At 45.0% G+C, this 13989-nt stretch carries 13 protein-coding genes; 2 read left to right on the forward strand and 11 right to left on the reverse strand.

All coding sequences use genetic code 11. From position 1 onward, the window contains the following. Positions 1-39: 39 nt before the first annotated feature. Positions 40-1101: a DctP family TRAP transporter solute-binding subunit gene (locus ACFPRA_RS21075; RefSeq protein WP_381439109.1), complete on the forward strand. Its 1062-nt coding sequence runs from the start codon at positions 40-42 to the stop codon at positions 1099-1101. Between the two features lie 374 nt (positions 1102-1475). Here the strand turns inward: ACFPRA_RS21075 and ACFPRA_RS21080 are convergent, their stop codons facing one another. From ACFPRA_RS21080 to nikR, 6 genes are all read right to left on the reverse strand, one after another. After that, a complete protein-coding gene (locus ACFPRA_RS21080) occupies positions 1476-2078 on the reverse strand; it encodes an ABC transporter ATP-binding protein (RefSeq protein ID WP_381439111.1) in 603 nt (200 codons plus the stop codon). Continuing rightward, positions 2068-2991 (reverse strand): ABC transporter ATP-binding protein, encoded by a 924-nt coding sequence (locus ACFPRA_RS21085; RefSeq protein ID WP_381439114.1) that lies wholly within the window; start codon positions 2989-2991, stop codon positions 2068-2070. Before ACFPRA_RS21085 ends, ACFPRA_RS21080 begins: the two co-directional genes overlap by 11 nt. Positions 2992-3026: 35 nt before the next feature. After that, the gene (locus ACFPRA_RS21090) at positions 3027-3899 is read right to left on the reverse strand and encodes an ABC transporter permease (protein WP_381439116.1); all 873 of its coding nucleotides are present in this window, start codon (positions 3897-3899) and stop codon (positions 3027-3029) included. Continuing rightward, complete coding sequence (locus ACFPRA_RS21095) at positions 3896-4855, reverse strand: ABC transporter permease (RefSeq protein WP_381439994.1); 960 nt, start codon at positions 4853-4855, stop codon at positions 3896-3898. Before ACFPRA_RS21095 ends, ACFPRA_RS21090 begins: the two co-directional genes overlap by 4 nt. Positions 4856-4898: 43 nt before the next feature. After that, positions 4899-6518 (reverse strand): ABC transporter substrate-binding protein, encoded by a 1620-nt coding sequence (locus tag ACFPRA_RS21100; RefSeq protein WP_381439118.1) that lies wholly within the window; start codon positions 6516-6518, stop codon positions 4899-4901. Between the two features lie 62 nt (positions 6519-6580). Further along, positions 6581-7000 carry a nickel-responsive transcriptional regulator NikR gene (nikR, locus tag ACFPRA_RS21105; RefSeq protein ID WP_381439121.1) on the reverse strand — a complete coding sequence of 140 codons (420 nt, stop codon included), beginning with the start codon at positions 6998-7000 and terminating at the stop codon, positions 6581-6583. Positions 7001-7567: 567 nt separating this feature from the next. Here nikR and ACFPRA_RS21110 point away from each other — a divergent pair. Continuing rightward, entirely contained in the window at positions 7568-8566 is a 999-nt protein-coding gene (locus ACFPRA_RS21110) for a YpdA family putative bacillithiol disulfide reductase (RefSeq protein ID WP_381439123.1), read from the forward strand. Positions 8567-8690: 124 nt separating this feature from the next. Here ACFPRA_RS21110 and ACFPRA_RS21115 read toward each other — a convergent pair whose 3' ends face one another. The 5 genes from ACFPRA_RS21115 to ACFPRA_RS21135 all read right to left on the reverse strand — a co-directional run bounded on the left by ACFPRA_RS21115 (position 8691) and on the right by ACFPRA_RS21135 (position 13812). Next, positions 8691-9758 (reverse strand): YkvI family membrane protein, encoded by a 1068-nt coding sequence (locus ACFPRA_RS21115; RefSeq protein WP_381439125.1) that lies wholly within the window; start codon positions 9756-9758, stop codon positions 8691-8693. Positions 9759-9861: 103 nt separating this feature from the next. After that, the gene (menC, locus tag ACFPRA_RS21120; RefSeq protein ID WP_381439127.1) at positions 9862-10974 is read right to left on the reverse strand and encodes an o-succinylbenzoate synthase; all 1113 of its coding nucleotides are present in this window, start codon (positions 10972-10974) and stop codon (positions 9862-9864) included. Further along, positions 10971-11813: a GNAT family N-acetyltransferase gene (locus ACFPRA_RS21125; protein WP_381439130.1), complete on the reverse strand. Its 843-nt coding sequence runs from the start codon at positions 11811-11813 to the stop codon at positions 10971-10973. Before ACFPRA_RS21125 ends, menC begins: the two co-directional genes overlap by 4 nt. Beyond that, positions 11810-12955 (reverse strand): M20 peptidase aminoacylase family protein, encoded by a 1146-nt coding sequence (locus ACFPRA_RS21130; RefSeq protein WP_381439133.1) that lies wholly within the window; start codon positions 12953-12955, stop codon positions 11810-11812. Before ACFPRA_RS21130 ends, ACFPRA_RS21125 begins: the two co-directional genes overlap by 4 nt. Next, positions 12952-13812 carry a MurR/RpiR family transcriptional regulator gene (locus ACFPRA_RS21135; RefSeq protein ID WP_381439135.1) on the reverse strand — a complete coding sequence of 287 codons (861 nt, stop codon included), beginning with the start codon at positions 13810-13812 and terminating at the stop codon, positions 12952-12954. The genes ACFPRA_RS21130 and ACFPRA_RS21135 overlap by 4 nt, the downstream gene beginning before the upstream one ends. Positions 13813-13989: the final 177 nt, after the last annotated feature.

Below are 13989 nucleotides of genomic sequence, written 5' to 3' on the forward strand. Positions count from 1 at the left end.
TTCCTCAGTATGCTTACAATAAGCGAATGAGGAGGTTTATTGGTGAAAAATACAATTATGATTCTATTATTTCTAGGCATTATTTTTGCAGGCATAGTAGGCTACCGTTATCTTTCCCCTGACGAAGAACTTCCTTTTGACGATGAACAGGAAGGGCTGAGCGAGCAAATCGTTTTCACCTTCAGCCATGTTGTCGCAGAAAATACACCGAAAGGGCGAGCGGCAGACAAATTTGCAGAACTCGTCAATGAAAAATCGAACGGAAAGATCAAGATTGTTGTCTTTCCCAATGGTAGCTTGTTCTCTGATATTGAAGATATTACAGCTTTGAAAGAAGGGCAAGTCCATTTCATCGCGACTTCCACCGCAAAAATGGGTGGTCTTTCTCCGGAGTGGGCTGTGCTCGATCTTCCTTTTGCCTTTCCGACCTATGAAGCGATTGAAGAAGGCATACACGGTCCGATCGGTACACATTTACTGGATTCATTACAAAAAAAGGGCATTTTAGGACTTGCCCACTGGTCAAACGGTTTTAAACAAATTACGTCCAATACTGGTCCTATCCGTTTACCTCAAGATTTACAGGGACAAACGATCCGCATTATGAACAGCGACACTCTCCGTGCCCAATATGAGTTACTCGGTGCTGAGGCGCAACCCGAATCCTTTAATGACACCTATCATTTAATCGAGGCCGGGAAGATCGATGGCGAAGAAAATACGATTTCAAATATATATTCTAAAAAATTTTATGAGGTGCAAAAGCATTTAACGATCAGCAATCATGGCTATTTAGGCTACGTCGTCATGATGGATCAAAAAGTTTGGGACCAGCAATCAAAAAATACTCAGCAAATTCTACTTGAAGCAATGCAAGAAACAACCGCCTGGAACGATCGACAAGCCATCAAAATAAATGAAGAACAACTCGAACTTATCAAACAAAACTCATCCATTCAAATCCACGAACTAAGCAACCAAGAAAAGGAACAATGGAAAAAGAAACTCGATCCTCTCTATGACACACTGGCAGCTACGATCGGGGATAAGTTGGTGGACGAGCTGAAAGCATTAAGAACGACTTATGAAATGAAAGAATAGGAAGACCTCTCATGGATCTCCCTACTATGAAATTGTACACTACTTGGCGTTTGCTGAGGATTTAAATTGGACATTTAGAGATGCGTCCAATCGGGATAGTGGAAGTTTTATGAGCTCTTGGAAACGACTTTGAGCTCTTTCGTAACTTTATGAGCGCATAACAACGGCTTTGAGCACTCCCGTAACTTTATGAGCGCCTAGTAAATTCTTTGATCACTTTCGTAATTTTATGAGCGCCACGCAACCACTTTGGGCACTCCCGCAACTTTATGAGCGCACACCCAACAACTTTGATCACTTCAAATTCTTTCATACTAGGAATAAACATAAAACAGCCCACCGAATTACCAGATGTGTAATTCGGTGGGCTGTTCTCATCTAGTTCCTAAATCAATAACTCGATGGCAAAGCCTTTTTACCAATTTTTCTTCATGACTTACAATAATGATGCCCATTTCGCGCTGTTTAGCGATTTCAAGGACGGCTTGCCAGATTTGAGCTTGGGTGATAGCATCGAGCATTGTTGTCATTTCGTCGGCAATTAGAAAACGGGTATGTGGAGATAACGCTCTAGCCACACAAAACCGTTGCAGTTCTCCCCCTGATAACTCGTTCGGCCAGCGGGTCAACCATTCCTGTTCAATGCCTAACAAATCGAGCAACTCCTGATCAGGCTTCCAACCTTCGTTCAGCACTTTTGCCATCTTCCACCGTGGATTGACGGCTTTTTCCGGGTGCTGAAAAACTAACTGGACGGGGTGAAACCCTTTTGGTGAAATAGGTGAGCCATCGATCGTAATACTTCCGGTCAAAGGCGTTTCAAATCCAGATAAAATCCGACAAAAAGTTGTTTTCCCTAAACCGCTCGGACCTGTCAGACCAACGATTTCTCCCGACTCTACTGTTAAATCTAGGCCTTGGAAAAGCCATGGACCATCTCCATAGCGAAATCCGATATTCTTTGCTTCAAGTTGCATGAATACATCTCACCACCCCATCCCGCAAACTGCGCATTTCAGGTTGCCTTTGATTGCATGCATGGGTCGCTAACGGACAACGCGGTGCAAACAAACAGCCCGATGGCAAATTATCCGGTCGGGGTTGCGAACCCGGTATCGGGATAAAATCGTTTTGCGGTAATGCTTGCCACAACGCCTTGCTATACGGATGCCGCAGCGCTTCGCCATTACCAGTAAAATCCTCTACCGGCGCTATTTCCACGGTTGTCCCCGCGTAAAACACTGCAATCTTATCGGCGATCGTCAAAGCCGACTCAATGTCATGCGTAATGAGCATTACCGCACATCCTTGATCCGCAAATTCCCGAAAATTGCTTAATGCTTCTCGCATGACTGCCGGATCGAGTCCTGGCGTAGGCTCGTCTGCAATGATCACTTTGGCTCCACTGACGATCGCTGTAGATAGAAGCGTTCTTCTCGCCATGCCGCCAGACAACTGAAATGGAAACATGCGCTCCACATTCGGCTGCAAATGAAGGCGTTTAAAAACCGAGCGTTGGACCGCAATCGCTTCCCCTTCTTTGGCTGCAGTCCTGACTTGTTTCCCGACACGCATCAACGGATCAAGGTAGTTGACCGATTGCGGAATCAAGGCGATTTCCGTACCGCGCAATGCGGCTTGGCGTTTCGCAGTAAGCTCGTCCCCATTATAAGCAATGGTCCCACTAACATTCGCATTATGTGGCAATATGCCAAGGATTGCATGAGCCAATAAGCTCTTACCTGAACCGCTTGCGCCTACAACAGCCAAGATTTCTCCTGCTTCAAGTGTGACACTTAAATTCGAAATAACTTGTATCTTTTGTTGTTTCAATCCTTTTGTATACTGTTGAAAAGAGATCGATAAATTCTCAACTTCCAAAACAGGCATGGGATACCTCCTTCCAAACCAGATCACGCGCCTTTTTACTTTTCATGGGCTCTCGTCGGATCGATGAGCAATCGGAGACTTTCCCCGATCGTTTCAAATGTCCGCACAATGATTAGAAGACAAAGCCCTGGGAAAAAGGCGAGCCACCACATCCCCGATGACAAATATTTCATGGACTCCGACAAGATGATGCCGATTGCCGGCTCGTGGGGCGATAATCCTAACCCGATAAATGTAACGGCTGCTTCATGTAAAATCACATGCGGAAACATCAACATAAAACCGATCAGCAATTGTGGGATCAAATGCGGAAAAATATGATGCAATGCAATCCACCAGTGGGATTTTCCCATCTGTCTGGAAATCCGGACATAATCGGCTGAACGGATTTGCATCACTTCCGCCCGGATGACACGGGCAAGGCTTGGCCAATGCGTGAGCATCAGCCCGATGACAATCCCTTTGAACCCTCCCCCTAATGTAAAAGCGATCAAAATCAAGGTAACCAAATGGGGGACACTCAAGAAGAGATCGATGAGCCACGATATGAAGCGATCCGCCATTTTCCCCATAGAAGCCGCAGCCATCCCAAGCAGTAGCGCAATGGATGTACTTCCGACTGCCCCCAATAATCCGACACCCATACTTAAACTGAGCCCCATCATCGTACGGGTAAACATATCCCGCCCTAACCAATCCGTTCCAAAGAAATGATCGAGTGAAGGCAGCAAATTACGCGCACCCAGATTCGTTGCTATTCTATCTTCATCCAGCAAAGCGCCACCCATGACAACGAGGAGTAGAAACACTGTTGCTACTAGTATTGTCAAGAGCGTCCTTTGCCTGCGATTCAAGTAAAATCGTTTCAATCCCTTTTCTTTCTTCCTGCTATCGAAGTGGGGCATCATAACGACCGTCCCTCCCTCGTCCTCGGATCCACGATGAAGTAGATCAAATCGGCTAGTAAATTTCCGACAAAAACAAATAATGTGCTACATAGCACCAATCCCAATAAGAGTGGGACATCTCCCCTTAACCCGGCTTCAACTGTCGCTTGTCCAAGGCCGGGATAGGAAAAGACTTGCTCAGCAAGCACCGCCCCACCAAATAATTCGCTGAAGGCAGCAAATTGTAAGGTGATGGCAGGCAACGCGACATTCCGTAACCCATGTCGCCAAAATAACATGAAACCACGTTCACCTCTTGCCCGCGCAAACAGTACATAATCGCTTGCAAGCACATCGATCAGCTTTTGACGCGTATGCAAAGCTACATTCGCGACGCCGACAATGCTTAAAGTCATTGCAGGAAGGAATAAATGCTGGAGGCGATCCGCCAAAGTGACGTCCCCCGCCAGCACACCCGCCGGTACACCCAAACCGATCGGAAACCAACCGAGCCACACAGCAAAGACGATAAGCATGAGCAGCCCCATCCAAAAAGTCGGTGTCGATGCCAATGTGTAACAATACCATTTAATAATCCGATCGATCCACGTATCCTTTTTCATAGCGGACACGACACCCATCGCAAAACCGATAACTCCCGATAACACCCATGCAGTTAACATGAGCGCTAGCGAATTCAAGAACCGTTCCCCAATGATTTCAGAGACCGGACGACGGAAAATCATGGATGTGCCGAGATCGCCTGACAGCAAAGCGGAACCCCAATTGAAAAACTGCACCATTACAGGCTGATCGAGCCCCCAATAGGCTGCAATCTTCTCACGCTGTTCGGGTCCCACTTTCATCATATCGGCTCCGATATAAGCTTGAATCGGATCGATCGGAGAGTTTTTGATTAACAGAAACGAAATCAGGCAGATGGCGAACAATAATGTCAGCATTCTTACGCCTTTCATAAGTAAAAAGATTCCGATCCTTGCACCGAACTGTTTACGCACGTTATTTACTCCATTTCCACTCAGCTATATTATCTGTTGCCGGCCAGCCATGCCCATGCACATGAATCCGTTGTTCGCCGATATCGAGGTTTTCTTTCATGATATAAAGATGGTCGATATTCACTAGCCATGCCCACGCTGCATCGCCTTTTCCACTTAAGCCGGTCGTTCCATCCCATTGCGCTTTTTGCCAAAACTCAATCGCTTCAGCTTCACTGTTCGCTTGTAGTGCCTTTTTAAAATACTCATCTACGGTTTCATTTTGATAAAAACCGGTATTATAATATTCGATCCCTGCATTCTCGCTACTATAAATATTATAGAGTTCGTGCGGATCATGACTTCCCCAGCCCATCAACACAGCTTCGGAATACATTTTCTGACCGATGACATCCCAGCTTCCGCCTTCTACTTTAATATTGATGCCAAGCGGTTTGATCATATCTGCAACAGCAATAGCCAATGATTGACGAACACTATCACTCGCCAGATAATACAAGCTGAATTCGGCTTTCAAAGAACCTTTTTCAAGAATGCCGTCGCCATCTGTATCTTTCCATCCGGCTTCTTCCAACAATTGACGCGCTCCGTCCAAATCAGCATCCTCAATGACCGTCTCCGGATTCCACCAAGGGAGACCATCCACAGATGTATAAGCAGGCGAACCATATCCTTCCAATACCCCATCGATCAATGCTTGTCGATCTACAGCCTGATCAATTGCATGGCGAATGGCCGGATCAGCAGTGACGTCATTCCCAATCGGATACCCATCTTCCGTCAATTCACCTGACTTCACAAATGGAAAAACGATTCCACGATTGTCCACCGTTTTCACCGCTTCCAACTTCATGCCCGGTATTTCTTTTTTGCTGAAGGCTGCAGGAATCGCTGCAAGATCGACTGTTCCCGCTTGCGCCGCAGCAAAGGCAGCATCTTCACTCAAAAATAGAAAAGTGATCTTTTTAAAATAAGGTTCTTTACCATAATACGAAGGATTTGCCTGAACGATTAGCTGCTGGCCTTTATCCCACTGGACAAACTGATAAGGACCTGAACCGATAGGATTTTCCGCATAGGTTTCATTATATGCATGTTTAGGTACGATCCCCGTGGCCACCAGATTATTGACAAATGTTGATTGAGCTTCTTTCAACATGAATTTCACAGTTGTTGCATCGACTGCTTCCACTTTCTCCACATTATTCAAGTCGACAATTGATCCGCTCGTAGCCGCTTTTTCAAACGTGAATTGAACATCTTCCGCCGTTAACGATTCTCCATCCGAAAATGTAACATCGTCACGCAACGTAACGGTCCACACTTTCCCATCCGAACTAACATCATAGCTTTCCGCCAAATCATTGACAATGTTCAGTTTGTTATCCCGCTTTAGCAAGGTACTTTGGAAAAGAGGAGATCCATACCGTCCCCATCCAGTGATCGGATCAAATCCAGTTTCAGGTTCGGAGCCAAATGCTAGCACCAGCTCGTCTTTCGGTTTGTCTTCACTTTTACTAGCTTGGTCACTCTTTTGACTCGATTTTGATGAAAAACAGCCTGCCAATAGCAGTGAGATCGCTAATAACGCGATCATGAATCTTCCATATTTCATCTTCATATACAAAACTCCTTTATCCGAATAATTGACATCTCTTTGGCAATGCCATTTTTACTTCTTGATCAGATTTGTTCTACAGGTGCCACAGTGAAGTTTCCATACGTCACGCCTTTCAAACTCGTCAATTTATGGCTTAACTCTTGGATTTCCTTCACTTTCCCTTTGACAACAATCAACTCCAGACAGCTGTCATGATTTAAATGGAAATGTGTCGTTGCAAGAATCAGATTATGCATGCCATGCTGAATATGGGTCATTTCTTCAAGCAGGTGCCGTTGATGATGGTTATAAAATAAAAGAATGCTTCCCGCAATGATTTGTTCCTCATCTTCCCAAGACTGTTTGATAATCGCCTCCCGGACAAGATCACGAACGGCTTCGGAACGATTTTCATACCCTCTCAATTTAACAAAATGATCAAACCTCCTGAGCAAATTTCCATCCATCGAAACCCCAAATCTTTTTAATGTTGAATCTTGCATCACGCAACCACCTTTCGTCCATTCTTAAAGTAGTGACACATTTCCCACAATTCGTAACACGTTTATGCATCAAGTCTTCTGATTTTGCAATCTTTATTAAAAGTATGACAATTATATCGTGCTACTTTCATCTAAAAACGTAACACGGTTGTCCCCAAACAAAAAAAGATTAGCCATTGATAAAATCATCCAACGTCGTTTTATCGGCTTATCCTCTAGTCTTCTTTTATGCACGAAAATTAATAAATTCAAAACAGAATGAAACGAAGTGGACCTTTCTTAGGCCAAATAAGGGGGAAGCCTCAACTCGGCTTTCAATAACGGGAAAACGATCGTTTCCCTTGACGTGGGATAGACAAGCGACTGACTGCAACCATCCGGCATGATGCATGAAGCGAACTCCTACGATTTTTGAATCCATCCAAATACTAATTATATGGAACGACGCTTACAAAAGCAATAAGTAAATGAATTCACAATTCTCGAAATGAGTATAGTTGAGGATTTGCTTGAACATACTTCCGCAGAAGATCATATTTCCCCAATGATCGATGAGGAGGAGTTAAATTGAATCAATTATATGACGTTGTCATTATCGGTGGAGGGCCTTGCGGATTAGCGACAGGGCTTGCACTACAAGAAAAAGGACTCTCTTATGTCATTCTTGAAAAAGGGGCGATTGTTAATTCCATTGTCAATTGCCCTTTACATATGACGTTCTATAGTACTTCGGATCGTTTGGAAATCGGGGAAATCCCATTTGTGTCCCAGGACGTACGCCCTAACCGAACAGAGCTTCTGAAATATTATCGCCTCGTAACAGAAAGGCAAGAACTGCCTATCAAATGCTATCAAAAAGTAAATAAAGTGATAAGAAACCCCGAATCCTTCACAGTCCATGCGGAAGATCGACATGGCAACCAACTTCCTTATGAAGCGCAAATGATTGTCCTAGCGACAGGTATTTTTGATACCCCACGGCAACTTGGTATAGCCGGAGACGATTTACCAAAAGTATCCCATTACTATCAAGAAGGACATCTTTACTACGGGCAACATGTCACTGTCGTCGGCGGGAAAAACTCTGCGGTGGAAGCCGCGATCGATCTATATCGGAACGGTGCCCATGTGACCCTTGTCCACCGGGGGGAAACCGTATTGGAAGGGATCAAGCCGTCCTTATTATTGGATATGCGTAATCTCTTGAAAAAAGGGCATATCGCATTTTACCCTTATTCCAGTGTTGCAACGATCGACGAAACAACGATTCAAATCCATTCGCCTGAAGGAACCGTCTTAATAGAGAATGACTATGTCTTTTCCTTGATCGGCTATCAACCCGATATATCGATGTTGGAACAACTCGGCATCGAAACCGATCCCGCTACATTGGTCCCTTCTTTTCATCCGGAAACGTATGAATCGAATGTTAAAAACGTCTTCCTTTCGGGCGTCGTTACAGGTGGTATCACCAATCGTGTTTACATTGAAGATGGGCGCTTTCACGGCTTGAAGATTGCCGAAGAAATTGCACAAAGGCTTTCAGTTGTTCGAAGTAAATCATGAAAAACAGCTCTTTTAATTACATTGACGTAATTTAAAGAGCTGTTTTTGATCTCCGTATTTTGGTTATGGTTCTGTTGAAATACAACTCCGACAGCATTTCATCCTAAACAATTGAAATTAATGATTACGATTCGACTACTTTTTGGGGTGCTCGTTTTTTCATCGCCCACGCAAAGATAATGGCGCCAATCAGCGTGAAGCCTAAGTAACCCATTGTCGGGTAAACCGTTCCAACAAGCGTGATAAATCCAACGAAGCTCGCTCCGAATGCAGCTACTCCGAATAACACAACGGCACCTTTGAATTTCTTCGTTTCTGGTTTCATGGTACGCGCTGTAAAAGCATAGAGCATACCGACAGCGGTATTGTAAATCATCCCAAGCAAAATAATAGAAAAAATCGTACTCATAACTGGGCTCATACTATCAGCCAACACAAGCATCGGCATCGGTACGGACGCAATTTCCTTCAACTGTGTAAGCATTGAAACGTTGATAAGGACGATGAGAAGACCGAGACCCAATCCACCGATGATGCCTCCCCATGCCGCCACTTTTTCATCTTTGACCGTTCCACCCATGACAGTTAGCATCGCGGCACCAGCCGCGATATTATATGACACATACAACACTGCCCCTAATAGCCAGTGGGACGCCCCGCGGCTTTGGCTCGCGGCGACCGCTTGCAAATCCGCGGATGCAAAATCGAAATTCATAACCGAATAAACCGTAATGATAATGACGATTAACAACAGAAAAGGCGTAAATGCACTAATAAGCGTAATCACTTTTTGAACACTGAAGGTCACGGAAATAATCGTGATAACGGTCATCAGAATACTTCCAATGACACTCGGGATGCCAAATTGCTGTTCGAAAATGGCTCCAGCTCCCGAAAACATAACGACCGTCACACCGAACAGGAAAAAAGTGATAATGATGTCAACAACAACCCCTAAATAGCGGCCGCAAATATGATAGATGACTTTCTGGTGAGAAGTGGTTTGTAAACGGCTCCCCATCTGTGTCAAATTCATCCCGATAAAAGCGAAAAATAACGTTGCGACAATCGAACCGGCAATGCCGATTGCACCGAAGCTCGTGAAAAACTGTAAAATCTCTTGCCCTGATGCAAACCCAGCACCGACAATAACACCGATAAAGGCTGCACCCATTTGAAAACTCTTTCTCATAAATGTTCCCCCTGCTAATTGCTAGTTGTTGATATGTTATAATATTCTGAATTAATACCCCGGAAGAAACCATGTGGGCAGATATCCACCCACATGATTTTGGTTATTCGGCTTTAAAACGATATGTTTCAACTGTAAACTTATCCATTGCACGGAAATTCGGTTCATAGCCGATACCATATGCGGTCGGAACGGTAATATAGCCATCTTCTACGACGACTTCCGGCGTAATGACATCTTCTTCCCAATAGCGGGAAGAACCGGCCGTATCGCCTGGCAAGATGAAGTTCGGCAATGTTGTCAAAGCGATATTATGCGCACGCCCGATACCCGATTCCAACATGCCGCCGCACCAAACAGGGAGACCTTTTTCCATACAGTAATCATGTATTTTCTTCGCTTCCGTCAAGCCTCCGACCCGGCCGATTTTAATATTGATGATTTTTGTACTCCCAAGTTCCACTGCTTTCCGCGTATCTTCCAGCGAATGGATACTTTCGTCCAAACAGATCGGTGTCGTCATCTGTTTCTGCAGTGTTGCATGGTCGATAATATCATCGGACGCAAGCGGTTGTTCAATCATCGTCAAGTCAAACGCGTCCAACTGTTTCAGCAGTTCGACATCATTCAATGTATAAGCCGAGTTGGCATCCGCCATGAGCGGCACATCTGGGAACTGTTTTCGGAGCTCGCGCATCACTTCAACGTCATAGCCCGGTTTGATTTTTACCTTGATGCGTTTATAACCTTCCTCTACAAAACCACGAACGGTGGCAATCAAATCTTCGACGCGTTCATGGATCCCGATACTAATTCCGACTTCGATTTTGTCGCGCTCGCCGCCTAAAGCTTGCGCCAATGTCATTTTATTGCGCTTGGCGTATAAGTCCCAAATGGCTCCTTCAATGGTCGATTTCGCCATATTATTCTTGCGGATGGCACTGAAAAGGCCACTTACTTCGTCGGGATGCCCAATTTCTTTTCCTAGTACGAGCGGAATCAGAAAATCTTGTAGCATATGCAAATTCGTTTCAAGCGTCTCTTCGTTGTACCAAGGCGCGCTGAATGCAACCGACTCGCCCCAACCGCTATTGCCGAGTTCGTCTTTTGCCTCCAGTAATAGAAAATCCTTTTCTTGCATCGTTCCAAAACTTGTCGTAAACGGATGCTTCATCATCATTTTCATTTTTCGGATCGTGATTTCTTGAATGATCATTCGAATTCTCCTCTTTCACTCGTATTCAATGGAATTGTATTTCTTTTGACCACTTGGTAATAGTGGACTCCAGTTGTTGTTCGATTAACGTTTACCAATGCATAGCCTTCACGGAAAAGCGTTTGGAAGATAGTCCTGATTTTTAGTCGCCAATCCAGTGCAAGTTGCGGCTCACTTTTTTTGATCAACTGAATATGTTCGGGGATCGGAATTTCGATACCGGCACTGTCCGTCGGTATTTCTTCTTCATTAAAATTTAGCATCGGGTTTCCTTGTTCAGATTTCCCTACTGGAAACGGACGATCAAAACGCTCAATCGTCGGAACCCAACGCTCTCTCACTCTTTCGCTCTTGATCCACCATTCGATTTTAAAACGGTCTGAAGGCAATCCTTTGTTCAAACCATCTTCCATTTCACCGTACCAATTTTCCAAATAAGTGCTACAAATTCCAGATAACTTCGATACATTCAAATATGCGTTCCGACTTTCCAAAGGATCGAATGTCCAGGTGATCAAGTCGTAACCCATTTCGATGGCATATGCGCGTTGCTCTTCTTTCAATGTTTTGCCGATTCCCATCAGCTGATAATCCGGATGGATCCCGAGCATATGGGAACATAAATAAGTTTTTCCATTTGCAAATCCGGTAAATCCATAGGAGAAGCCGACGATTGTCTCCCCATCAAAAGCACCGAGCATCAGCCCTCCATTGGTGATCGCCGTATAGGTTTGATGGACCGGAATCGGTTCCGATCCCCATACGGTTGTTTCAAGGGATTGGACGAGACGCATCTCTTCAATTGTTTCCAGTTTACGTGTTGTAATCGTTCGATTCATTGTGCCACTTCCTTTTGTTCTAACCGTTCAAACGTTTCGATCACTGCCCGTGTTAGAATTTCAATGCCGGTCAAAATACTGTCTTGGTTGAATGTCATCTTTGGATGATGGAGGCCGGGTGCAAGGTCACAACCGAGTCCAAGCATCGTCGCTTTTACGGAAGGACGTTTCAATGTGTAAAAATGGAAATCCTCTCCGCCTGGTGTAACAATCGGCGAGACTAAATGAGATTCCCCTACCGTTTCAGAAATCGCTTGTGCCATAATATCCACGGCCGTTTCATCCACCTCTGCTGCGGCAATTTCAGCGAGAAATTCATAGTGAATCTCCACACCAGTCATCTTAGCAACCGATTCAATTGCAGTTTGTACTTGATCAAACAGCTTGTCCATGACCGCATTCGTTTGCGCGCGCATATCAATGCTGAAGACGCCATTTCCTGGGATGATGTTGGCTGATTCACCGCCAGCTTGGAACATCGTCATTTTCGCCGAATGGGGCACCATCGGGTCGACATGGATGGAGCGGATCGCCTGTACGAGCAAAGCCATCACTTCAATGGCGTTTTGTCCGAGGTGCGGCCTAGCCCCGTGCGTGTCGGTGCCGCTTATGGTCCCTTTCAACATTTTCGCCGCGCCATGCATGATCGCCGGTGCCGAGTAACCAAGGCCGAGTTCCTGGATTGGGCGAAGGTGGACGCCATACAAGTAATCGACGTCATCGACTAGTCCTTTGTCGACAAACGACAATGCCCCCGTCCCTTTTTCCTCGGCGGGTTGGAAGAGCACTTTCAGTCGACCGTTCTTCGGATAGCCCAGCTTCTTCAGTGCGAGTAATGTCCCGACTGCCATCGTCATATGCGCATCATGTCCGCATGAATGATTCGCTTGGTACACGCCGTCGACTTCCTGCCAAAGTGCATCGATATCCGTACGGAGACCAACGCAATAGTCTCCAGCTCCCGCAGTTACAACAAGCCCTGTTGAATCATCAAATGTCGAGACCTCGAATCCTTCATTCTCGATGAGTTGTTGTAAATACTTCGTTGTTTCGACTTCCTTCCAACTGATTTCGGGGTGAGCGTGTAAATGCGCGAACACCTCCTCAACAATCGGTTTCAGCTCTTGCAATACCGTTTTCATTGTTTCTCCGCCCCTTCCACAAATAAAAAATCGCTATTCAATGATTGATAGGTTTGTTGACTTTTTTCGAAGTGCTCCTTTTCTTTCACAGACACACCGGCAACCAGCGCATTCATAAACGAAAACAAAGAAGTCGTCGCATCAAGTGTGGATTTATTCGGTGAGTAAATGGGAAACAGTACATCACTATGCGCTTGGATGGGCGCTAACAACGAATCTGTTATCGCGATGACATAGGCTTGCTGATCACGGGCCAATTCAGCGATGCGGATTGTTTCTTTTAAATACCGGTGAAAAGAAATAGCGACTAAAACGGATTGATCATTCATCGCACTTAACGTTCGAATGACATCTTCTGCTTCAGTGCGGATGAGTCGGACGTCAGGCCTGACCAGCCCAAGCGAATAGGAAAGCCAACTAGCCGCGGCATGGGAAGAACGAAGCCCCAATATATATACCGTTTGCGCTTTTGAAAGTTGGTCGATCGCCGTTTCATAATCCGTCTCATTGATCTGCTTAATCGTTTCCTGGATTGTACGACAGTCCTGTTCCATCACCTGTTCATAAAAATGAGGCGCTTGTTCCAACTCAAGCTTGGATTGCTGATAAGTGTGCAAACTGCTTTCTTGAAAGAGCAACTGTTCCCGCGTGGTCTTTTGCAGTTCAGAATAACCGGAAAGCCCGAGACTATAGCAAAAGCGGATGACCGTCGTCTCACTTACTCCGATCATCGCGCCAATTTCCTGTGCCGAAGACACCGCGACATTTCGGGGATGATCCAACACATAAGTGGCAACTCTCTTTTGACTTTTCGATAAGTTATGGAAATGCTCATGCACGAGCTCTTTTAATTTCATCATTGATCACCATTTGAAGTATAAGCATTTTTATTCCGACAAATGAAGTTAAAACTTCATAATTGATTGAAAATTATTCTAACATAAAAGTTTGCAGAGTACAACCTATTTTCTGAACCTTCTTGCGAAATTGTTACAGTATCAGAAACCAACTGGCCCTAGTATAAGGAGGGCTTG

It is taken from the genome of Sporosarcina soli, assembly GCF_042655805.1.
Taxonomy (GTDB): domain Bacteria; phylum Bacillota; class Bacilli; order Bacillales_A; family Planococcaceae; genus Sporosarcina; species Sporosarcina soli.